Annotated in this window: 17 protein-coding genes; 11 read left to right on the top strand and 6 right to left on the bottom strand. The window is 62.3% G+C overall.

Annotated elements, in window-relative coordinates:
- Window positions 1-85: 85 nt before the first annotated feature.
- From HMPREF2806_RS10770 to HMPREF2806_RS10760, 3 genes are all read right to left on the bottom strand, one after another.
- Complete coding sequence (locus tag HMPREF2806_RS10770) at window positions 86-1351, bottom strand: AI-2E family transporter (RefSeq protein ID WP_232745434.1); 1266 nt, start codon at window positions 1349-1351, stop codon at window positions 86-88.
- Between the two features lie 35 nt (window positions 1352-1386).
- Window positions 1387-4833 (bottom strand): bifunctional proline dehydrogenase/L-glutamate gamma-semialdehyde dehydrogenase, encoded by a 3447-nt coding sequence (locus HMPREF2806_RS10765; RefSeq protein WP_070517692.1) that lies wholly within the window; start codon window positions 4831-4833, stop codon window positions 1387-1389.
- 410 nt (window positions 4834-5243) lie between these two features.
- Window positions 5244-6353: an ABC transporter substrate-binding protein gene (locus HMPREF2806_RS10760; protein WP_046647137.1), complete on the bottom strand. Its 1110-nt coding sequence runs from the start codon at window positions 6351-6353 to the stop codon at window positions 5244-5246.
- Window positions 6354-6415: 62 nt separating this feature from the next.
- On the opposite strand from HMPREF2806_RS10760, the gene HMPREF2806_RS10755 reads away from it, so the two are divergent.
- The 8 genes from HMPREF2806_RS10755 to HMPREF2806_RS10720 all read left to right on the top strand — a co-directional run bounded on the left by HMPREF2806_RS10755 (window position 6416) and on the right by HMPREF2806_RS10720 (window position 15661).
- Window positions 6416-7444 carry a FecCD family ABC transporter permease gene (locus HMPREF2806_RS10755; protein ID WP_369799722.1) on the top strand — a complete coding sequence of 343 codons (1029 nt, stop codon included), beginning with the start codon at window positions 6416-6418 and terminating at the stop codon, window positions 7442-7444.
- Window positions 7441-8448 (top strand): FecCD family ABC transporter permease, encoded by a 1008-nt coding sequence (locus HMPREF2806_RS10750; RefSeq protein WP_232745432.1) that lies wholly within the window; start codon window positions 7441-7443, stop codon window positions 8446-8448. Before HMPREF2806_RS10755 ends, HMPREF2806_RS10750 begins: the two co-directional genes overlap by 4 nt.
- Before the next feature lies 1 nt (window position 8449).
- A complete protein-coding gene (locus HMPREF2806_RS10745; RefSeq protein WP_046647139.1) occupies window positions 8450-9247 on the top strand; it encodes an ABC transporter ATP-binding protein in 798 nt (265 codons plus the stop codon).
- 231 nt (window positions 9248-9478) lie between these two features.
- Window positions 9479-11323, top strand: a complete 1845-nt coding sequence (gene dnaK / locus HMPREF2806_RS10740) for a molecular chaperone DnaK (RefSeq protein ID WP_049155042.1) — start codon at window positions 9479-9481, stop codon at window positions 11321-11323.
- 3 nt (window positions 11324-11326) lie between these two features.
- Complete coding sequence (gene grpE / locus HMPREF2806_RS10735) at window positions 11327-12031, top strand: nucleotide exchange factor GrpE (RefSeq protein ID WP_070517691.1); 705 nt, start codon at window positions 11327-11329, stop codon at window positions 12029-12031.
- A 135-nt stretch (window positions 12032-12166) separates the two neighbouring features.
- Window positions 12167-13372 (top strand): molecular chaperone DnaJ, encoded by a 1206-nt coding sequence (dnaJ, locus tag HMPREF2806_RS10730; RefSeq protein WP_070517690.1) that lies wholly within the window; start codon window positions 12167-12169, stop codon window positions 13370-13372.
- Window positions 13373-13385: 13 nt separating this feature from the next.
- The gene (locus HMPREF2806_RS10725) at window positions 13386-13808 is read left to right on the top strand and encodes a heat shock protein transcriptional repressor HspR (RefSeq protein WP_070517689.1); all 423 of its coding nucleotides are present in this window, start codon (window positions 13386-13388) and stop codon (window positions 13806-13808) included.
- Between the two features lie 332 nt (window positions 13809-14140).
- Entirely contained in the window at window positions 14141-15661 is a 1521-nt protein-coding gene (locus HMPREF2806_RS10720; protein WP_070517772.1) for an acetaldehyde dehydrogenase ExaC, read from the top strand.
- Window positions 15662-15688: 27 nt separating this feature from the next.
- Here HMPREF2806_RS10720 and HMPREF2806_RS10715 read toward each other — a convergent pair whose 3' ends face one another.
- Both HMPREF2806_RS10715 and HMPREF2806_RS10710 read right to left on the bottom strand, forming a co-directional pair.
- Window positions 15689-16840, bottom strand: coding sequence for an alpha/beta hydrolase (locus HMPREF2806_RS10715; protein ID WP_070517688.1), 1152 nt, complete (start codon window positions 16838-16840; stop codon window positions 15689-15691).
- Window positions 16837-17097, bottom strand: a complete 261-nt coding sequence (locus HMPREF2806_RS10710) for a hypothetical protein (RefSeq protein ID WP_070517687.1) — start codon at window positions 17095-17097, stop codon at window positions 16837-16839. Before HMPREF2806_RS10710 ends, HMPREF2806_RS10715 begins: the two co-directional genes overlap by 4 nt.
- 102 nt (window positions 17098-17199) lie before the next feature.
- Here HMPREF2806_RS10710 and HMPREF2806_RS10705 point away from each other — a divergent pair, with 102 nt between their 5' ends.
- The gene (locus HMPREF2806_RS10705; RefSeq protein WP_070517686.1) at window positions 17200-18009 is read left to right on the top strand and encodes a carbon-nitrogen hydrolase family protein; all 810 of its coding nucleotides are present in this window, start codon (window positions 17200-17202) and stop codon (window positions 18007-18009) included.
- 4 nt (window positions 18010-18013) lie between these two features.
- Here the strand turns inward: HMPREF2806_RS10705 and HMPREF2806_RS10700 are convergent, their stop codons facing one another.
- Complete coding sequence (locus tag HMPREF2806_RS10700) at window positions 18014-19213, bottom strand: FAD-binding oxidoreductase (protein ID WP_070517685.1); 1200 nt, start codon at window positions 19211-19213, stop codon at window positions 18014-18016.
- Between the two features lie 168 nt (window positions 19214-19381).
- Here HMPREF2806_RS10700 and HMPREF2806_RS10695 point away from each other — a divergent pair, with 168 nt between their 5' ends.
- Both HMPREF2806_RS10695 and HMPREF2806_RS10690 read left to right on the top strand, forming a co-directional pair.
- Complete coding sequence (locus HMPREF2806_RS10695) at window positions 19382-20752, top strand: sodium/glutamate symporter (protein ID WP_070517771.1); 1371 nt, start codon at window positions 19382-19384, stop codon at window positions 20750-20752.
- 209 nt (window positions 20753-20961) lie between these two features.
- The gene (locus HMPREF2806_RS10690; RefSeq protein WP_070517684.1) at window positions 20962-22359 is read left to right on the top strand and encodes a TetR/AcrR family transcriptional regulator; all 1398 of its coding nucleotides are present in this window, start codon (window positions 20962-20964) and stop codon (window positions 22357-22359) included.
- Window positions 22360-22794: the final 435 nt, after the last annotated feature.

Here is a 22794-nt window from a genome sequence, read left to right as displayed (position 1 = left end):
TCCCGCCGCGGGTGGCGGGGCAGAAGTTTGGCAGCTAGGGCAGTTGCACGGCCGGGGAGGCTAGAGCCATGAGCCGGTTGTGTGGCTAGCGGGCGCTGCTGGCTTCCAGGTTCTCGTAGAGCTCCATGACGGTGTCGTGGCCCTCTGACGTGGAAATCTTGATGTTCTTGGCTTCGATTTCGCCGGCGCGCAGGCTGGCCATCTCCTGGTGGTAGCGGAAGACCACGGCAATCGTGGCAGCCACCGGCACGGCCAGGAAAGCGCCGATGATCCCCGCCAGGGCGGAACCCACGGTCACGGAGAGCAGCACCATTGCTGCGTGCAGGCCCATGGCCTTGGACTGCAGCATTGGCTGGAGCACGTTGCCCTCCACCTGCTGCACAATGATGATGAGGGCGAGTGCCAAGAGAGCCTTGGTGAGGCCATCTGAAACCAGCGCGATGATGACGGCCAAAGCACCCGCAGTGACCGCACCGATGACTGGGATGAAGCTGGCGAAGAAGGTCACCACGCCGATGACGAGAGCCAGCGGAACCTGGAGGACCCAGAGGCCGAGGCCGATGAGGAGGCCGTCGACAGCCGCGACGGCTGCTTGTGCCTGAATGAAGCCAGACAATGTATTCCACACGCGAGTCAGCAGCTCAGTGGCGTGCCAGCCCGCGGAGTAGCCGGAGTAGGTGCGCAGCCATGGCAGGAACTTGTCGCCGTCCTTGAGGATGAAGAAGGCTACGAAGAGCATGATGGCGAGCGCCATGGCGATGGAGCTGGCCATCGATACGCCGGAAATCACCCCGGTGGCAATGTTGGAAGCTTGGCCCTTGATGAAGGTCATGGCGTCATCGAGCACTTCCTGCACCTTCGCCGCATCAATCTCAAAGGGCAGGTCCTTGGCCATATCGACGAGCTTGTTCAAGCCGCCCTCAGCTTGGCTGACCAGGGACGCACCCTGAGAGGAGACCACCGGGGCCATCGCTGCGAAGACACCGCCGATGATGGCCAAAAAGCCCAGCAGCGTGGTGATGGCGGCCAGCGCGCGGGGGAATTTGTGCGCACGCAACCAGTTGGTCACGGGGAAGAGCACCGTGCACACCAAAATGGCCAAGATGACCGGCAGCAGGCCTACCCAGATGAACTTCAGCAGGTAGCCGGCCAGGCCGACGCCTGCGACCACGATGATGAAGATCAGGCAGATCTTCGCCAGAGAAATGGCATCGCGGCCGAGGACACGGGACTTGTCGTCGGTCTCTGAGGGGTGGAGGGTGGCTTCTTCATTGATGGGCTTCGCCACCGCGTCGGAGGCCTCAGTGTGCTGGGCGTCCGAAGCGGTGGCATCACCGGTGTTTTGACTCATGCGCTCTATCTTCTCATATGAGCGCAGGAAACGAGCTATGCGCGGATGCTGCTTACCTGGCGAATGATGCCGAAGCGGTGCATCGTCACCGAGACTGCCTGCTCAAGGAGGAAGGGCAGAAGCTCGCGGCGGCCATCGGCCAACACGGGCTGATCCAAGACCACGGAGTTGGATTCCACCGCCGCCTCAAAGAGGCCCGGCTCCACGGAGCCAACGACGCGCACGCGGCCCGATTCCAGGCGAGCGACCTCGCGGGCAAAGGTTTCTGCCTCCACGGCGTCGACCTTAAAGCCCAGTCCACGCAGCTCCGCAGCCTTCTCCGGGGCGGCGCTGAAGCGCACCGGGGAGTCGGTGCGGGTGGCGGCGAGGGCGAGGCGGGAGACGTCGCGAAGCGCGGCGTCGGAGGCAATGCGCACCTGCAGCGGGGTCAGCACCGGGCGGTAGCGGAAGACGTTGGCCTCGCAGACCAGGCCGGAGCGGTCGTGCTTGCGGCCGAACTCCTGCTGCCAGGCCAGCTCGTCGAGCTCTGCTGCGCGCCACAGCCAGGCGGTGTCCTCCTCCGAGAGATCGAGGTCACCGAAGGCACGCAGCTGGGCCGCCACCGGCTGCGAAATATCCACGTCGAAGGGGCGCAGCGGGCCCTCGGACCAGGTGCCGAACTGTGCGACATAGTTCGGGCCGCCGGCCTTGGCACCCGGGCCCATGACGGACTGCTTCCAGCCGCCGAAGGACTGGCGTTGCACAATCGCGCCGGTAATACCGCGGTTGACGTAGGCGTTGCCCACCTCGACGCGCTCGAGCCAGTAATCGATCTCATCGTTATCCAGCGTGTGGATGCCGCCGGTGAGGCCATAGCCGGTGGAGTTCTGCCACTCGATGGCCTCCTCCAGGGTCTCCGCGTGCATGATGCCAAGCACCGGGCCGAAGCACTCGTTGACGTGGAACCAGGAACCCGGGCGCACGTTATCGCGAATACCCGGCGACCACAGGGTGCCTTCCTCGTTGAGCTTCTTCGGCTTCACCAGCCACTTTTCACCCGGCTCCAGCTGGGTCAGGCCGCGCAGCAGCTTCTCACCCGGGGCTTCGGCCAGGCCATTCATCGTCGTCGTGATGTCGTAGCCGGGGCCGGGGATGAGGGTCTTGACGGCGTCGACAAGCTGGGAGCGCAGGCGTTGCGACTCGCCGGCCGCGCCGACAAAGATAACCAGGGAGGAGGCCGAGCACTTCTGACCAGAGTGGCCGAAGGCAGAGAGGTAGAGGTCCTGAATGGCCAGGTCCGGGTCCGCGGACGGAGTGATGATGAGCGCGTTCTTGCCGGAGGTCTCCGCCATGATGTTGAGCTCCGGCTTCCAGGAGCGGAAGAGCTTGCCGGTATCGGAAGCGCCCGTGAGGATGACGGCGTCGACGTCGGCGTGGGAGACCAGAGCGCGGCCGGCGTCGCCCTCGTCGGTGAAGACGAGCTGGACCAGATCCGGGTCGAGGCCCTGTGCCTCGAGGCCGGCGCGGAAGGCGTCCACGACAAGCTTCGCACAGTGCACGACCTGCGGCGCAGGCTTGATGATGACGGCGGAACCCGCGGCCAGAGCGGCCGCGATGCCGCCGGTGGGGATGGCCACCGGGAAGTTCCACGGCGGGGTCACCACGGTCACGCGGTAGGGCGTGAACTCGGCGGCGTAGTTCTCCAGCAGGCGCGCGGACTGCGCGTAGTAGGTGCAGAAGTCGATGGCCTCGGAGATTTCCGGGTCGGTCTGGGTCACCGTCTTATTGGCCTCGTAGGCGGCCACGGAGATGAACTCGCCGCGGCGGTTGGCCAGCTCATCGGCCACGGCCTCGAGCGCGCGGGCGCGGTCCTCGGCAGGACGGGAGCCCCACTCGGCGCCGAGCTCGGCGGCGCGGGCCACGTGCTTGTCGACGTCGTTGGTGTCCGTCACCTGCTCCACGCCATGCGCGCCGGGGTCGGTGCCCAGAGCCTGGATGGCCCACTCGCGGTTGGGCTCCAGGGCCGGGTCGGTATCCGGTTCGTTGGCAAAACGTCCGGTGCGCGGAGCCTGGCGGCCGGCTGCGTGCGTGGCTTCCTCCAGACGGTTCTGGGTGCGGCGCGGGCCGGCGAAGGTATCCCAGCGCTGCGCGACGGCCTCGCGGAAGACCTCCTCCTGGTCCTTCAGCGCCTGCTCCTCCGGGGCGAAGAGGGCGTAGAGGAAGTTCTGCGGAGCGGAGTTCTCCTCCAAGCGGCGCACCAGGTAGGAGACGGCGACGTCGAAGTCCTCCATGTGCACCACCGGGGTGTAGAGGATCTGGCGGCCCTCGAAGGCCTCGCGGACCGCGGTCTGCTGGGCCGGGGACATGCCTTGGAGCATCTCGGAATCCATCATGCGCATCACGCCGCGCTTGGTGCCCAGCTTGTAGGCAAACGCCGCGGTGTAGAGGTTGTGGGTGGCCACGCCGATGCGCACGCAATCGGCGAACTCGGGGCGCAGGATGTAGTCGAGCAGGCGGTAGTAGTTGGCGTCCACCTCATCCTTGGTGGCATAGGGCGCTGCCGGCCAGCCGTGGATCTCGCCCTGGACGTGCTCCATGGAAAGGTTTGCGCCCTTGACGATGCGAATCTTGATGTGGGAGCCGCCCTCGGCCACGCGCTGCTTAGCGAACTCGGCGAGGTGCGTCAGAGCGTCGAAGGTATCCGGCAGGTAGGCCTGCAGCACGATGCCGGCCTCGAGGTTGATGAACTCCGGCTCGCTGAGCAGCTCGGTGAACAGGCGCACGGTGAGGTGGAGGTCGTGGTATTCCTCCATATCCAGGTTGATGAAGACCTTGTCCGGGCGGCGCGCGGCGGCCTCGTACAGCGGGCGCAGGCGCTCCTTGAGGCGGACCAAGGAACCCTCGATATCCCAGGGGTTGAGCTGGGCCACCATGGAGGAAGCCTTGACGGACACGTAGGTCACGCGCGGGTTCTTGATGAGCTTGAGGGTGCGCTCAGCGCGGGAGCGCGCTTCCGCATCACCCAGCACGGCCTCGCCGAGGAGGTTGAGGTTGAGTTGCTCGCCGGACTCGGCGGCCTTGTCCAGGGTCTTGTTCAGGGCATCGCTCTCAGCGTCGAGGACCAGGTGGCCGACCATCTGGCGCATGCGCATGCGGGCCAGCGGCATGACCAGGTTGGGCAGGATCGGGCCGAAGAAGCCACCCAGGCCCACCAGCGATCCGTTGATGAGGCCGAGGAAGGAAGCATCGTAGGTGGTGGTGACGGACTTCAGTGCGTGGGCGGCTACCTTGTCATCTTCGGGGCGCATGACGCGGTCGACGAAGTCCATGGTGAAGGCCACTCCGTCCGGGTTGCGCAATAAGTCAGCGAGCTGTTCTGTGGCCGGATCCTGTTCGTCGGCAGTGGAGGCGAGCCAGGAGTGGGCTTGGGCCGCGGCGGCGTCGATCAGCGCGGCGTCGATGTCGGTGGATTCGGGCACGGGGGTATGAGCATCGTTAGTCATGGATTACAACCTTTATGGGTCTCAAGGCACACTGGTACAGCCTTATGGAATGCGGAAAGAACACAAACTATCGAGTCCAGCAGTTGCTCAAGCTCTGTGCGGCGCTGATTAGCCTGTCCAGTTTGTGTGATAAGAGGGCTTACTTAACGTTGGCGTGCACAACTGGAGGCCGGTCGGAAGAACGACGCTGTCTAATGAAGTAAGCATTCATATGTGACCACCCTTCTTGCGTGGGGAAACGGCCAAGCGGTGGCTTGGCCGGGCCAGCGAAAAATAGGCGCCTTTAACATGGTCCGCCACACAGTGGGTGCAGACATGTAACCCATCTCGCTTATATGAAAGCTAGCCCCTTATGTTGGGGTGAGTCAATCCCACAGGTGTTGTTTTGAGGGGAGGTTGCTACCCCCGTGTTAGTGACTGAGATACTCCGTGAGATCTGTCGCGATCTTCTGTGCGCCCATTGGACCTAGGCCGAGTGCCCACGTATCGTCGCTGACCTCGATAGCATGGCCGTCTTTAACCGCTGGAAGCTGCTGGAACGCCGCAGTGGAAATGGCGGTGTCTTGGCCGGTGGCGGAGGGATCTCCGTAGCTGCAGTAGAAGATGTAGTCGGCGTCCGCTTGGTCAATGTTCTCCGGTGAGATTTCTGCAGCGAGCTCTTCGATGTCCTGGTTGGCGGGGCGGGCGAGGCCGGCGTCATCAAGCACCGTTCCAATGAGTGAAAGGCGCCCGTAGAGGCGTACTTTGCCCGGCATGAAGCGCAGAATGGTGACGGTGGTGTCTTCGCTAGCTGGCCCGTCCTTAATGACCTTCTTTACTTCTTCGATCTTCTTGTCGTAGTCGGCCATGACTTGTTCGGTGCGCTCTTCCTCGCCGAGGGCTTCACCGATCAGGTGGAAGTTTTCTTTCCAAGTGTACCCAGGGCGAATCGAGAAAACGGTAGGCGCGATGGAGCTGAATTGGTCATAATACTTATCCATGCGCAGCTGCGAGCCGATGATGAGGTCCGGTTGTAGTGAGGCGATCTTTTCCATATTGACTTCGTTGATCGTGCCTACCGTTTCGATGTCACTTGCTTTGTCGGCCATGTAATCGGGGACGGGGTTCTGACCCTTAGACGTGGTCATGCCGACTGGCTTCATGCCAAGGGCAAGGACGGAGTCGAGCTCGCCGCTTTCGAGAACGACTACTCGTTGAGGCTTCTCTTTGAGCTCGGTCGTACCACGGGCATGTGTGACGGTGCGGGGGAACTGGCCGGGAGCTGCATCGCTGCCAAAGGATTGGGTCTTCTCTCTGGCTCCAGCAAAGCCCTCGCCACCAGTTGCCACGGAGTCATTTCCTGCGGCGGAGTTGGATTTTCCTGTTTCCTTCTCTGCTGGAGAGGATGAGCTGGACCCGCCGGTGTTTGAATCGGCGTTTTCGAGGCTGGCGCAACCGGTGAGAGCTAGCGCTGCGGTAAGGCCAACAGCGGTAAGGCGGAGGAGTGGGATGTGAGACGCGATTTTCTTTCGAGTAGTCATAAAAGGTAGCCTAACCTAAATTAGGTCAAGCTAAGGAAACGTGAGCGTATGAAGGTGTTTGGGTGGTGTTGGTGATTGAGCAGGGGGTGCACACCGGAAAGGGAAATACTCGGCGTCTTGGTCGGGTAGTAGTTGCTGGCCTTGCCATTCTCTGTATCGGCGTGGGGCTGTCGCTGGCGTTGGGGGCGCGCAGCATTCCTTTCAGTGACGTGTTGGCCGCCCTTCGAGGTCAGCCTGGTATAGCTTCCTCGATCGTGTGGGAGAGGCGGCTTCCCCGTACTCTCGTGGCCGTTTGTGCGGGCTGTGCTTTGGCTCTCGCTGGTGCAGTTCTGCAGATTATGACGCGCAACCCTTTGGCAGATACCGGAGTTTTCGGGATTAACGTAGGCGCCAGCTTGGCCGCGGCCATTGCTCTGGGCTGGTGGGGGTGGCAATCACCTTTTGCTTTTTCGCTCGCAGCCATCATCGGTGCGGCAGTGACCATGCTGCTGGTCACCGCGGTAGGGCGTGGCAGAGCTGGCGATGTTGATCCGCTGAGACTGATTCTTGCAGGTGTAGCCATCGGGGCGGTATGTGAAGGGCTTTCCTCCGCTCTCATCCTGGTAGATCCGCACTCTTTTGCACGTATCCGCGCGTGGGTGACGGGCTCTGTTGACGTGGCCTCGTGGACACCGGTGGCGATTACAGCCGGCGGGTTAGCAGTTGGTGTGGTGCTGCTGATTGCCTTTGCGCGCCATTTGCCGCCCCTTGCTCTGGGGGATGACGTTGCGGCGGGTCTCGGTATCAACCTCAAACTGACTCGTTTGGGACTTGTCGCGGCGGTAACAGTGTTGGCTGCTACCGCTACCGCAGCGGCGGGGGTGATTGTATTTGTCGGATTAGTCATCCCGCATGTTGTCAGGCTGTGCGGGATATATGAAGAACGGGCACAGCTTGTCGCCGCTGCCGTGGTGGGGCCTTTGTTTTTGTTGGGAGCCGATATTGTGGGGCGCTACCTCACTGCTGCTGAGTTGCCGGCTGGCGTCACGGTGTCGCTCATTGGTGCCCCAGTATTGATTGCGCTGTCCCATCGCGCTGGAAGGAGGCTGTGATTGTGAGCGTGAGAAGTGTTTTGTCCTTTACGGGCATTGTGATCGTCGCGCTGGCTATTGCTGCCTATTCGCTCTTCTCGCCTGGTGCCGGGCAAGAAAGCGCAGCGTTGTGGTCCGTGGCTACGAATCCCAATAGCACTGACTTTGCGGCCACCGTCGTGTGGCAATGGCGTGCTCCGCGGGTGGTTGCTGCGATTGTCGTAGGAATGTGTTTGGGCATAGCGGGCGCCATCTTTCAGATCCTTACTCACAATCCTCTGGGGTCGCCCGACATCATCGGGTTTAATACCGGTGCCTATACCGGTGTCATCGCGGTTTCCTTGGCGGGCTTTAGCTCCGCGTTCAACATTGCGCTAGGCGCATTGGTGGGTGGGGCTCTCACTGCGTTACTCATCATGGGGCTTTCATTTGCAGGAAGGCTTACGGGAGCAAGACTGATTGTGGTGGGGATTGGAGTGACGTTCTTTCTTTCAGCAATAAACAAGTGGTTGATTCTTAGCGGTGAGTTGGAGCAATCCTTAGGCGCGGCGACTTGGGCTGCTGGAACATTGAATGCTGTGTCCTGGGCACGAGTTATTCCATTGGGGGTGCTGGGAGGCGCGGCGTGCGTCGCTGGGTTGCTGCTGCGTGGCTGGTGCGACGCGCTTGCCCTGGGGGATAGCGCGGCGAGTGCGTTGGGGTTGAACGTGAGTCGTGCACGTGTGGTGATGGTTCTGGTTGGCACAGTTCTTGTCGCTGTATCGACGGCGATAGCGGGTCCAATCTCATTTATCGCCCTCGCGGCCCCGCATATGGCTCGGTTGCTCTCGCGTCCAGACAGGACACCGGTGTTGCTCTCTGGAGTCCTCGGTGCTCTTTTCTTGCTCGCTGCCGACTTAGCAGGGCAGCGACTGTTTTTCCCAATTACTCTGCCTGCCGGTCTTATTACGGTGTGCGCCGGTGGCATCTATCTGGCGGGTCTGCTGCTGTGGCAATCCCGAGCTGCCGGAATGAAAGGTCAGTAAAGTGAACCAGCAAAAAGTATGTGACGGTGCGCCGAGCGTGCGGGCTGAGGGGGTGAGCATGTCCTACGGGAGGACTGCCCCGCTAATTCTCGACTCGGTGGATGTGTCTTTTCCGGCCGGGAAATTCACTGCCATTATCGGTCCCAATGGTTGTGGAAAATCCACTTTGGTCAAGGTGTTGGCGCGGTTGGAAACACCGAACGCGGGCGCGGTGCGCATTGGCGAACAAGATGCAGCCGCATTCTCTCGGCGAAGCTACGCTCGGCGCGTCGCCGTGATGTCGCAGCAATCCATAGCTCCCGAAGGGATCAATGTCAGGGAACTGGTCGCGCGCGGGCGCTTCGCCCACCAAGGATTTATGGGGTGGAGGAGTCAGGAGGACGAGCGTGCTGTTAGTCGCGCGCTAGCAAAGGTAGGCCTTGAAGAACTGGAGACGGCCGAGGTAGCGGCGTTGTCTGGTGGTCAGCGTCAGCGTGCTTGGCTGGCTATGGCCCTCGCCCAGGAAACGCCTGTGCTCTTCTTGGATGAGCCAACGAGCGCTCTTGACATCGGATACCAGCATTCCTTCATGCGGCTGATGCGACAGCTGGCAGGAAACAAAACCCTCATTGCGGTCATTCATGACTTGGCGCATGTATTGCGCTATGCGGATCGCGTCGTGGCGATGAAAGATGGAAAGGTGTGGGACGCGGGCGTGCCGCGCGACGTCATTACCCCTGCCCTTATTGAGGAACTCTATGGGCTGACAGTCCGCGTTGTAGATGTGGACGGTGAGCCAGCAATCGTCCCTGTGGGGTGAGTTTCCGCCAAACCGGTTTTGTTTTCCCAGCGTGTGGGCGGTAATTAAAAAAAGTTGAGTGGATCGGGAACAACTTTGGGTTTGCCCGCGTTGTGTAGGTTGAGTGACCGGCGCTCAGGTTTGGATGACAATGGGTGCCGCTTCTGTTAGAGTTCAACCCTGAACGCGGCGGAAGTTGAGTCGCGCACTATCAACTTAAGAACAAACCCCAACAAGCAAGGAGAAAAGATTATGGGACGCGCAGTAGGAATTGACCTCGGTACCACCAACTCGGTCGTATCCGTACTGGAAGGTGGCGAGGCCACCGTTATCGCTAACTCGGAGGGTTCCCGCACCACCCCGTCCGTCGTGGCTTTCGCTAAGAACGGCGAAATCCTCGTCGGCCAGTCCGCGAAGAACCAGGCGGTCACCAACGTTGACCGCACCATCCGCTCCGTCAAGCGCCACATCGGCACTGACTGGACCATCGACATCGATGACAAGAAGTACACCCCGCAGGAGATTTCGGCCCGCACGCTCATGAAGCTGAAGCGCGACGCCGAGGCTTACCTGGGTGAGGACGTTACCGACGCCGTTATTACCGTCCCGGCTTACTTCGAGGACTCCCAGCGCCAGGCCACCAAGGAGGCCGGTCAGATTGCAGGCCTCAACGTCCTGCGCATTGTTAACGAGCCGACCGCCGCTGCACTGGCCTACGGCCTGGAGAAGGGCGAGCAGGAGCAGACCATCCTGGTCTTCGACCTTGGTGGCGGTACCTTCGACGTCTCCCTGCTGGAGATCGGTGACGGCGTGGTTGAGGTTATGGCTACCGCTGGTGACAACCAGCTCGGTGGTGACGACTGGGACCAGCGCATCGTCGACTGGCTCGTGGATAAGTTCAAGGCTTCCCAGGGCGTTGACCTGACCAAGGATAAGCGCGCCGTCCAGCGCCTGCGTGAGGCTGCGGAGAAGGCCAAGATTGAGCTGTCCTCCTCCCAGTCCGCCAACATCAACCTGCCGTACATCACGGTGGACGCGGAGAAGAACCCGCTCTTCCTGGATGAGACCCTGTCCCGCACCGAGTTCCAGAAGATCACCCAGGACCTGCTGGACCGCACCAAGGAGCCGTTCAACCAGGTCATCAAGGATGCTGGCCTGTCCCTGTCCCAGGTTGACCACGTGGTTCTCGTCGGTGGCTCCACCCGTATGCCGGCTGTGTCCGACCTGGTGAAGGAAATGACCGGCAAGGATCCGAACAAGGGCGTTAACCCGGACGAGGTCGTGGCAGTCGGCGCTGCTCTCCAGGCAGGCGTGCTGCGCGGTGAGGTCAAGGACGTGCTGCTTCTCGACGTCACCCCGCTCTCCCTCGGCATCGAGACCAAGGGTGGCGTGATGACCAAGCTCATCGAGCGCAACACCACCATCCCGACCAAGAAGTCCGAGACCTTCACCACGGCTGATGACAACCAGCCTTCCGTGCAGATTCAGGTCTACCAGGGCGAGCGCGAGATGGCTTCCGCCAACAAGCTGCTCGGCTCCTTCGAGCTCGGCGGCATCGCCCCGGCACCGCGCGGCGTACCGCAGATTGAGGTCACCTTCGACATCGACGCCAACGGCATCGTCTCCGTCTCTGCTAAGGACAAGGCCACCGGCAAGGAGAACACCATCAAGATTCAGGATGGTTCCGGCCTGTCCCAGGAGGAGATCGACCGCATGGTCAAGGATGCCGAGGCTCACGCCGAGGAGGACAAGAAGCGCCGCGAGGAGCAGGAGACCCGCAACCAGGCGGAATCCACCTCCTACCAGACCCGCAAGTTCATGGATGAGAACGCCGACAAGCTGCCGGAGGACCTCAAGACCCGCGTGACCGAGGCTGCCGACGCCGTCGACGAAGCCCTCAAGGGTGATGACATTGAGGCGATTAAGTCGGCCGTCGAGAAGCTCGGCACCGAGTCCCAGGAGCTGGGCAAGGTCCTGTACGAGGCACAGGCTGCTGAGGCAGGTGCCGAGGGCGCCGCTGCTGGTGAGACCGCTGGTGACCCGAACGTCGTCGACGCCGAGGTTGTCGACGAGGACGACGAGAACAAGGAGAAGTAAACCATGACCTCCCCTCAGGACCCGGGCAACCCGGCCAACACCGACCCTGAGGCAACCTCCGCTGAGGCTGCGGAGGCTGCCGCCGCCGAGGCTGCTTCTGCCGACGGTGCCACCGACGAGGCCGCTGAGGCGCAGGCCGATGCTGCCACCGCGGGCACCGCTGAGGCAGAGGCCGCGGTTGAGGATGCCGCCCGCGACATCACCGAAGAAGCGGCCGCTGGTGAGGACACCGTCGCAGAGAATTCCCTGGAGGCTCAGCTGGCTGAGCGCACCGAGGACCTGCAGCGCCTCAACGCGGAGTACACCAACTACCGCCGCCGCACTGAGCGCGACCGCCAGGCCGTGATCGAGACCACCAAGGCCAAGGTCCTGGCAGACTTCCTGCCTATCCTTGATGACCTGGAGCTCGCACGCCAGCACGGTGACCTCAACGAGGGCCCGCTCAAGGCCATCGCGGACAAGCTCACGGGCGTGCTGACCAACAACCAGCTGACCCCGTTCGGCGCCGAGGGCGATGCCTTCGACCCCGAGGTGCACGAGGCGGTTCAGGACCTGTCCACCGGTGACGAGCAGGTCATCGGCACGGTTCTGCGCCGCGGCTACACGGTGGGCGAGCGCGTTGTGCGCACCGCCATGGTGATTATCGCCGACCCCGCCGAGTCAGCCGATGCCGCTGACGGTCCGGACAGCCCGGATAACGCAGGATAGGCATCATAGGTGGCGTCAGGGTTTGAGTATTCCTTGGCGCCACTGTTCTTTTCACTACTTAGTTAGCATTTTTACTTAGCAAAAAATCTTTAAACCCAACCGATTAACGATTCTCCTGAAAGGAGGAGATGCCCAGTGAACGCTAAGCCAGAATGGGCAGACAAGGATTATTACGCGGATCTGGGGGTCTCCTCATCCGCTACCGCTGAAGAAATTAAGCACGCCTACCGCAAGCTGGCCCGCCAGAATCACCCCGACGCCAACCCGGATAACCCCGCGGCGGCGGAGAAATTCAAGCAGGTGGCCGAAGCCTATGATGTGCTGTCTGATAAAGCTACCCGCAAGGACTATGACGAGTTCAAGGCCATGATGCGCGGCGGCGGCTTTGGACGGAGAGGAGGCGCCGGGTTTCCCGGCGGGTTTCGATCCACGCACATGGGTGGACCGGGTGCGCAAGACTTCGACCTCTCGGACATCTTCGGAGGATCCGCTCGAGGAGCGTCTCAAGGCGGCGGTCTGGGGGATATCTTCGGTGGCGTTTTCAACCGCGGCGGTGGTGCTGGCCACACAGCTCGGCCGTCGCGGGGGGCCGACGTCGAAACGCACATAACCCTCGACTTCCGCGAGGCGGCCAAGGGGACCACCATCCCGCTGCAGTTGAGCGGCGAAGCCCCTTGTACCACGTGCCACGGTTCCGGATCGAAGACCGGCAAGCTGTCGACGTGCTCGACGTGTGATGGCACCGGGTTCACCTCGGAACAGCGCGGCTCCTTCGGTTTCTCGGCGCCGTGTACCGACTGTGGGGGCACTGGCCAGCGCGCGGAGGATCCGTGCGCGGATTGCTCTGGCACCGGAACGGTACACCGCACCCGCTCGATTACGGTACGTATCCCCGCCGGGGTCATCGATGGGCAAAAGGTGCGCCTGGCTGGCCAGGGCGAAGCGGGGCCGAACGGCACCCCGTCCGGTGATCTCTTCGTGGCGGTTACGGTGAAGCCCGACAAGGTCTTCACTCGGGAAGGCGATGACCTGCACGTCACCGTCCCCGTCTCCTTTGCGGAGCTGGCCTTGGGTGACACCATTACGGTGCCGACCCTCGATTCGCCCGTGCGCGTCAAGGTACCGGCGGGAACGCCCGACGGGCGCACGCTGCGCGTCAAGGGCCGCGGTGTGGCCAAACGTGGCGGCAAGGCCGGCGATCTCATGGTGACCGTGCAGGTCACCGTGCCCTCCACGCTGGATGCCGCGGCCTCCTCGGCGCTGCGCAGCTACGCACAGGCGGAGAAGGACTCCGGCTTCGATCCGCGTGCTGGCTGGGCCGGCAACACGGTGACGCGCTAGAAGGAGGTGTGAGATGAGCAAGGACGACACAAATCGAACCGATGCGGCTCAGCCCAAGGCGATGTACGTCATCTCTGTTGCCGCGGAACTATCCGGCATGCACGCTCAAACATTGCGCACCTATGACCGGATGGGGCTGGTCTCCCCAGCCCGCACCTCCGGGGGTGGGCGCCGCTATTCCGAGAGCGACATCGAGCTCTTGCGCAAGATTCAGACGCTCTCGCAAGATGATGGCGTGAATCTGGCCGGCATCAAATCCATCATCGAGCTGACCGCGGAGCGCGACCGCCTCGCGGCCGAGCGCGATGAGCTGCAGGCGGAGGTCGACCGCCTGCGCAGCCAGGCGCGACCTTCGCGCGGCGAGCTGGTCCACGTTCCTCGTTCTACCTCCGTGGTGATGTGGACGCCGCGGCGCAACCGCCGCCGCGACAGCTAGGCACGTCCCCCTCCTTCGCGGAGGGGGTTCTTTTCGTTTTGAGCAAGTCGGACTGAGGCTCCGTACTCTCCACTTAACAAGTGCCCGAGTTGCCAAAGATCCAAGGTCCAGAGCAATTGTGGGCACGATCTTTGGCAACGCGGGCACTTTCTCTAAAGGTAACCATCCAGAAGAAAAAGCTTTCCTTGTAGAAAACGTGAGTTTGTTGGAAAGTAGCGCTACACTCGCACCCAACGTTGTGTGACCTGTCACATCCCTTGGTGAATGTGGCCGAGAACCTCAGGTGAAGGCCCAACGGAAACCCTTAAGACAACGAGAAAGGTGCGATGACCATGACTTTGTACGCTAACCCCGGAACCGCAGACGCCATCGTCAACTACCGCGAGCGCTACGACAACTACATCGGCGGCGAGTGGGTACCGCCGGTCGACGGCGAATACATGGACAACATCACTCCGGTTACCGGTGAGGTCTTCTGCCAGGTTGCCCGCGGCAAGGAGGCGGATATCAACCTGGCCATTGACGCCGCGGAAAAGGCTTTCGAGACCTTCGGCAAGACCACTCCGGCAGAGCGCGCGCTTCTGCTGCACCGTATTGCAGACCGCATTGAGGAGAACCTGGAGAAGATCGCCGTCGCGGAGACCTGGGAGAACGGCAAGGCCGTTCGCGAGACCCTCGCCGCCGACATCCCGCTGGCGGTCGACCACTTCCGCTACTTTGCCGGCGCCATCCGTGCGCAGGAGGGCCGCCTGTCCCAGATTGACCAGGACACCGTGGCCTACCACTTCCACGAGCCGCTGGGTGTTGTGGGACAGATCATCCCGTGGAACTTCCCGCTGCTCATGGCGGCGTGGAAGATCGCCCCGGCGCTGGCTGCGGGCAACACCATCGTGATGAAGCCCGCCGAGCAGACCCCGGCCTCCATCCTGCTGCTCATTGAGATCATTGAGGACCTCCTGCCGAAGGGCGTGCTCAACATCGTCAATGGTGTCGGTGAGGAAGCGGGCGTGGCGTTGTCCACCTCGGATCGCATCGCCAAGATTGCCTTCACCGGCTCCACCCCGGTGGGCAAGATCATTAACAAGGCCGCTGCGGACAAGGTCATCCCGGTCACCCTGGAGCTCGGCGGCAAGTCACCGTCCATCTTCTTCGCGGACATCATGGACAAGGATGATGCTTACCTGGAGAAGTGCGTCGAGGGCTTCGTCATGTTCGCTCTCAACCAGGGCGAGGTCTGCACCTGCCCATCGCGTGCGCTGATCCACGAGGACATTGCGGACAAGTTCTTGGAGAAGGCCGTGGAGCGCGTGAAGAAAATCAAGATCGGCCACCCGCTCGACACCGAAACGATGATGGGCGCGCAGGCCTCCCAGGAGCAGATGGACAAGATCACCGAATACCTCGAGATCGGCCCGAAGGAAGGCGCGGAAACCCTCATCGGTGGCCACGTGAACAAGGTAGAGGGCTTGGAGAACGGCTACTACATCGAGCCGACCGTCTTCCGTGGAACCAATGACATGCGCATCTTCCGCGAGGAAATCTTCGGTCCGGTGCTTTCCGTGGCTACGTTCAAGGACTTCGAGGAAGCCATTCAGATTGCCAACGACACCAACTTTGGCCTCGGCGCCGGTGTGTGGTCGCGCCACCAGAACACTTGCTACCGCGCCGGGCGCGAAATTCAGGCCGGCCGCGTGTGGGTTAATCACTACCACGTGTACCCCGCCCACAGCGCTTTCGGCGGCTACAAGGAATCAGGCATCGGACGCGAGAACCACCTCATGATGCTGTCCCACTACCAGGAGACGAAGAATATGCTGGTGTCCTACTCTGAGGAGCATGCCGGCCTCTTCTAAAAGGCAGCAATTCCAATTGGCTGCCTACTAGTAGCGTTGGGCGATGACACCCAGACCCCGCAGGAATGCGGGGTCTTTCCAATAGGAGCCATGATCGCCCGGCAGCCCACTTGCGCCCGGCACCGCGCTGGCGCCGAAGGCAGGGGAGGAAGGATCCGGGCCGTGAATGCCGCCGCGCGGTCCGGTGGTGGCGGCGATCGGATCCTCGGCGTTGCGTGCGCTCCAGACCCGGCCATGCAAGTGTGCGGCGTTAGCCACGGAGGCACCTGGGCTGCCGACGAGTACGACGTCATCCGCAACATAGTCGTGCTGCGCAGCCTTGCCCGCCACCACGGAACCATAGGAGTAGCCGATTAACATGTGCTGGGCACCAGGGAAGCGTTGCCGCAGGGCGCGCTGGAAGCGGATGAGTTCGGCAGCGCCGCGGCGCGCCGGCTCCTCGTGTGCCGCGCGGGACAGCGAGGAGGGGGCTGCATAGCCAATCCACGCCACGGCAGGCCCGTGCGTGGCGTGGGCGATGGCGCGGGCGCGCTCCACTGCGGTGGGCCAGCTACCAGGCTCGGAGGAGCCGACCCCGCCCACAAACGTGCTGACTTGGGCCGCGTGCGTGCCGATATTCTCTGGGTCGACGAGCACCACCAGTCGCCCGGGGCTGGCCTCCAGCACGGTGAGGTCCGGATTAGTTGCAACCAGGGAGCGGACCTCCTCGCTGGCCATGGTCAGCTGGACCTCATGCAATTCCGCCAGGGATAGCTCGCTGAAATCCTCCAGGCGGGTCGGCGGCTCACCCAGCTCCGGGGTGCACAAGGCGCTCAGCTGGCGGGCGCAGGCCCAGTCGAGGGCATCGGCCAGCGTGTCGAGGTGCCCCAGCACCGCGCTGGCGGGCTCCGCAAGAGCGGGAACCGCAGCGAGCCGAAGGGCTCGAACGCGCAGATGCTCGACTCGCTCCATCAACGGCCCATAAAGGCTCACGATGCGTGCCGCCACGCGCATCTGCTGCGCCGGACCCAGCAGGGCATCGGTGGCGCTGTGGAGGGTACCGCGCGCTGCGTCCGCGGCCGCCCCAGAAATCGCTAGCGCTACCCAATGATGGTGTGACGCATCGATATATCGGGCAAGCTCAGCGGCATAGTCCTCCAAACGGTAAGCCTCCGCGCGCAATGCCGCTGCTGCGCTCATTGGGTGTCTCCCAAGAAAGAGGAAAGCTCCGCATCGACACCCTGGGCTGCACCCACGAAGCGGTCAAGCTCCTCCAATTGTGCTCGCCGCGCACTCTCGCTGAGCCTTCGTGACTCCTCCCACCGCGCGCCGAGGATCTCCAAGGCACGTGCGGTCCGGGGAGGCTTCCGCACGGAGGGCAACGCGGTGGGGGAGGAATGGTCGAAGAGGGAGCGGATCTGCTGGCGGGCACCGCGGTCAATAGCGAGATGGTTCATAGCATCGAGACTGCGTCAGCAGCCCACCCGCCGTAAAGGAGGGTAGTGCCGAATCCGCGAAATCTGTGGATAACTAGTCCGGGCTCGTCTACCGTGGGCCGCATGAAGGTAGCAGCAGTTCAATTGACCAGCACCGGGGACGTTGAGAAGAACCTCGCCGTAGCACTCGACAAGATCCGGGAAGCCGCGGATAGCGGCGCGCAGCTCATCGTCCTGCCGGAAGCTACCACCCAAAGCTTCGACTCCGGGCGCCTCGATACGAACGCGGAGGGGCTCGATGGACCCACCGCCACCGCGGTGCGCGCCCTAGCGGAAGAACTCGGCGTGTACGTGGTCCTGGGAATGTTCGCCCCGGCGGACACCGTCGAGCGCGGTGAGAAAACCATCAACCGCGTGGCCAACGTCGCGCTGATCGCGGGGCCCGGAGTCCTCAGCGGCTACGAGAAAATCCACACCTACGATGCCTTCAAGTACAAGGAATCCGATACCGTTCGGCCGGGTGAATCACTCGTTACCTTCGAGGCCGGGGACCTCACCGTGGGCGTGGCCACCTGTTATGACATCCGCTTCCCCGAGCAGTTCAAGGAACTCGCCCGCCGGGGCGCCCAGCTCATCGTCGTGCCCACCAGCTGGGCGGATGGCCCGGGCAAGCTGGAACAGTGGCGCCTGCTCAGCGCAGCGCGGGCTCTCGATTCCACGACGTACATCCTGGCGGCTGGCCAGGCGCGCCCCGGCGGCGAGGCCAAGGCTGGGCAGGCCTCCGGGCCGACTGGTATCGGGCACTCTGTTCTCGTGGCGCCAGATGGCACGCGTCTTGCTGAAGCCGGCTATGAGCAAGAAATCCTCTATGGCGAGGTGGACCCAGACACCGTGGCAAAGGTCCGCCAGTCCCTCCCCGTCTTGGACGCTTAAGCGCTTAGGCCCATTGGGATTTCTTCCACGCCGCCCAGGCCTCCCAGTCATCGCCCCATCCGTCGAGCTCCGCAGCGGAGGCCGCCCACTCGTGGCCACGCTGCCAGCTATCAGTGGTGATAGCCTCCTCCGCGACGCCACCCGTGAGCAAGGCCGCGCGCGCTAGCTCGACGCGGTCGGCGGGACCAATGAGCACGAAGCGGCGGTCGGTTCCCTCAGCGAGCACCGGGGCCATCGGCTCCTTGGCCGCTACGGGATCGAAGCCTGCGGCAGCTGGCTGCGCGCCGAGCAGCCAAGGGTCCTGGCCATCCCGGACGATGTGGCGCAGCTTCAGCTTCGGAACCAAGGCCTGCAGGTTAGCCTGAAATTCTGTGTCATAGTGCTCACCTGGCGAAGGTGCTACGGCATAGACCTGGAGGCCGGAGGGAAGGCCGTTCGCTAGGCCGTCGAGAAGCAGCGCCCGCGCGCCCGCCCAGCCGGTACCGAAGGAAATCAATGTCGTCGTGTCATCCAGTCGCGGCGGCTCACCGGCGGGCGCGCCCAGCGTCCACCAATCACCCGGCTGCGCCTTGGCCAGCATGGAGGAGGCCTCACCGGCCAGCGCGAGGTGGAATGTCAGCTGTCCTGAGTCCTCCGGGGGTGCCGCCGGGGTCAGCGGACGCCAGGTGCCGGGCGTGAGCTGAGACGTCACCGGAACGTGCTGCCCTGCGCGGTAATCCAGCGCCACGCCCGATTCCAACCGGACCACCGCGGTGCGCCGGTTCGGCTTGTCAACAGCCGCCACCTGGGCGCTGTGGGCAGGGGGAACACCATCCGAGTCCGCCTCCTGTGCGGCGGTGCGCATGATGGAGCACACCTGGGAAATGGTGCGCGTGGCGACGTCGTGCTGGTACGGGGTGAGCCCCAGAACCCCCAGCCCGTGAACAAGCGATGCCTCGAATTTCGGATAGACCTCAGGCGGGAAACCGTGGCGGCGATGATCACGGCCCATGCGTGCCAGGCGCTGAGCGACGTCCCCCTGTACCTCATCGCCCTCCACATTCTCCAGCACCCACGCCAGCGCCGGGGCCATGGAGGGGTGCGTGTCCTTCATCGATAGGGCAAAGACTTGGCGGGATTCGACGACGTTGGCGAAAAAGTGCCTGTGTACTGCATCGCGATAGTCTTCCGCGTGGTTGCGTAGGTGCTCACCCAGTTCCCTCATGCCCGCCCATCCTAGCCCCTGGGGGTAGAGCTACATCACCCTAGGGTTATATGCCAGGGGTGGAAAAGCGGGAAGGGAGTTGTAGTGTAATCAACGGATCATTTCCCGAAAGAGGGTGAGTCTCGTCTCAAGGACGCCGCCATGGGCGGCATGGAAGGAAGTTTTCGCATGGAAGAATTCTCTGCGTTCACAATCATGACAGACGTGGGCTGGATTTCTTTGCTCATGGTTATCGGCAACGTTCTGCGCCACCAGATCAAGTTCGTGTTTCAGGATTTGCTCTTGCCTGCCCCCATCACGGCAGGTCTACTCGGCCTGCTCTTAGGCCCTAATGTCTTGGGCTGGATCGGTTTCTCCGACAATCTTGGTGATTACACCTCGCTGCTCATCGCCGTAGTCTTCGCCTCCATGGCCTACTCTATGGAGATGGGCGGCAACATGGGCAAGGGTGCCCGCAATATGTGGGGCTACTCCACCATGATGTTCACCGGCCAGTGGGGCCTGTTCATTGTTTTGGGTCTTCTCCTGTTCAAGCCGGCCTTCGACACCCCGGACTGGTTCGGCATGATGCTGCCCGTTGGCTTCACGGGTGGTTTCGGTACCGCGGCGGCTGTCGGCAGCGCCTTGGAAGGTGTGGGTGCTGAGGCGGCATCCTCCTTGGGCTTTACTTCCGCCACCGTGGGCACGCTGGCCGCCATCATCGGCGGTATCGTCGCCGGTAACTGGGGTATTCGCAAGGGCAAGGTCTCGCACGTGCCGAAGCAGCTTCCGGAGGAACTGCGCCGCGGCTACATCTCGCGCCTGGAGGATCGTCCTTCCCTGGGCCGTGCTACCACGAACCCGTCTGCCATCGAGCCCATCACCCTGCACGTGGGCTTTATCGCTCTGACCGTGATGACCGCCTACGGCATTAACAAGGGAATCTCCTCCATCTGGGAGAACGTTTCCATTCCGCTGTTCGCCATGTCGATGGTGGTGGGCCTGCTCTTCCGCGCCGTGATGAACATGGTGGGCGCCAAGGATTACCTGGATAAGGACACGGTGAGCTCGGTTTCCGGTGCGGCAACCGACTACCTCATTGCCTTCGGCGTGGCCGCCATTGTGCCGGCCGCCGTGGCCGCCTACTGGCAGGCCCTCCTCCTGCTCTTCGTCTTGGGCACCATTTACTGCGCATTCTTCCTCATGTGGTTCCCCGCCGAGTTCTTCGGCGAGCGCTGGATCGAGCGCGGTATCTTCGGCTGGGGCTGGGCCACGGCTACGGTGGCTACCGGCATTGCGATCCTCAAGATCGTGGACCCGAAGCTCAAGTCCGGCACACTGTCGGAGTACGGCATGGCCTACATTGGCTTCGGCCCCTTCGAGATCTCCTGGACCATCATCGCGCCGCTGTCGGTGATGTACGGTTTTACCGCCGGCTTCGGCTGGATCTCCCTGGGCATCGCGGTAGTTATCTATATCGTGTTCAAGTTCAGCGGCATGATGCCGCCGCGCGGCACCATCTTCAAAGAAGGCATCGGTCACGTCGGCTCATCGAAGTAGACGCTGACCTGCTAGCACGTGAAAACCCTCAGCCTTATGGCTTGAGGGTTTTCTCGTTTTAAGCAAGTCCTGAGTAGTAGTGCGAAATGAATCTCAGCTTGCATTGCTCTTGTGAGAAGAAAAAGGCTAAAATTCAGGAAGCTGTCAGCGTGGCGCTCTCGCAGCCTCTCTTTTTCTTTCCCTCAGTGTGCGCAGGCTTAGGAATCCATATGCATTTTCTTTATGAAGACTCACCTCGTGAGGTCATCCTCGAGTCTGCTCTTCACATTGGCGCCGCGCAGGGTGATGAGGCAATTACCGTGGAGTCGGTGGCGAGGCTCGCGGAGGTTACTCCCGCCGAGGTTCGCGCGGAATTCTCGGATCGTGAGCAGATCGTTGCCGCTATCCCGGACTATGCCTCCGAGCGCAAGGTCAAGTTTTTGGAGGAGACGCTCGACGCCGCTCCTGGCTACGCCGATCTTTTCACCAAGCTGACCACCTTCACGGAGGCCTATTACGAGTACGCCGAGCGCGAACCGGAGCTTTTTCGCTACCTGTTTGAGCAGAAGGGCTGCGTCTTTGAAGATGAGTGGCAGTCCCTCCTGCAGGGAAACAGATCGGGCAACCGCGCGCTGGATCTGATCTATGACAACATCGCGCTCATCGCGGACGATGCACAGCTTGAGGTCGGGCCGGACGTGTGCCCCCAGACCTTGGCAAAGTTGAGCGTTGCCAGCTGGGCCACCGTCCACGGCATGGCCCACTTGAGCGTCCTTGGCGTGCTGCGGCACCAGCATTCGGTGGTGCGGCGCTTCAACCTGCGCGAGGTGTGCAAGGCGCTCATCGGAACGCTGTTCATGACGGCCGAGACGTTGGAGCTTCCCGATCTGCGCCACCCGATGCAGGAGTACCGCGCACTGCTGAGCGGCTTCACGCCGGACCGGGACCTTTCCCTGGACATTACCGCCATCGAGGATCTGACAGAGCTTCCCGCGGAGCAGGCCCGCGCAGCCGTCGTGGAGCGCGCCATCCAGCTGGCGGCGTGGGTTGGCATGCAGTCGGTGACCATCGAGAACGTCGCCGAATACTTCGGTGTTTCTGAAGTTTTCGTCGCCTCTCTGGTGGACAATGACTTCGTTCTACGTGAAACCGTCGAGCAGGAGACCGACCGTGAACTCGTGGACGGCATCCTCTACCTTTTGGAGCGGCTGCCGGAGGGGGCCTCGGCCGTCGATAAGCTCCTGTGCGTGGCGGTGGCCTATTTTCATTACGCGGTGGAGCATCCAGAGCGCTACAGCGCCTGCATCGGTGCAGCGTCTGGCTCCGTGGTCCCGCTGAGTGAGGACGGCGAGGAACAGACGCAGATGAGCGAGTCCTTCGCGCTGCTGATGCGTTTTGCCCGTGAGGCCCTGCGGGAGGCCGGGCACGAGCCGGAGGACCGCCTGGTCTACATCAAGAATTTCATCCTGTGGGCCGGTGCTGACGGTATGTGTCACCTGGCCTCGGTGGGTGAATTCCGCAACATCGACCTCGACGAGAGGTGGTCGCTCTACTACTCCGTGGCGGCCGTCGTCCTAGCATCGTTTAAGTACGGCCTTCCCCAGGAAGCGGCAGTAGCTAACCCCTAGCCCCGCGCACTGACACCACGGGCAATCCACAGCAATCCGCGTCACGCAGAAAATCACACAGCGCAACGTCTGCGTACCTTCAGTGACATGCTGGAGGCATCCAGCAAAAGACGTCTGACAAAAGGCATCAGTCATAAGGCGTTTTTACGGCTAAAAACGCCATTTACGCATTGCAGATGGCGTTTTTAGGCCCAAAGATGCCGTTTGTCAGATGCCTTGTGCGGAACGCCCTTCGGACGAAGGCGCATTTTAGTGCGGGCCAATCCCACCCCACCGCCGAACACCGCCAAGCAGCAGCGCCAAGAACAGTGCCAAGCGTGGCGTTGCTTACCCGCCCATGACCTAAGTTGGGGTAAAGGACGCACACCGTAGACTTGAGCGAACTGCGCTCAATTCGGCGGGGGTGAGAGATTTAAAAAAGTTCTAGTTGAGTGG

It is taken from the genome of Corynebacterium sp. HMSC076G08 (assembly GCF_001811515.1).
In the GTDB taxonomy this organism is placed as follows: Bacteria; Actinomycetota; Actinomycetes; order Mycobacteriales; family Mycobacteriaceae; genus Corynebacterium; species Corynebacterium hiratae.
Note: the sequence above shows the minus strand (reverse complement) of the source record. Positions and strands in the feature narration are given on the sequence as shown.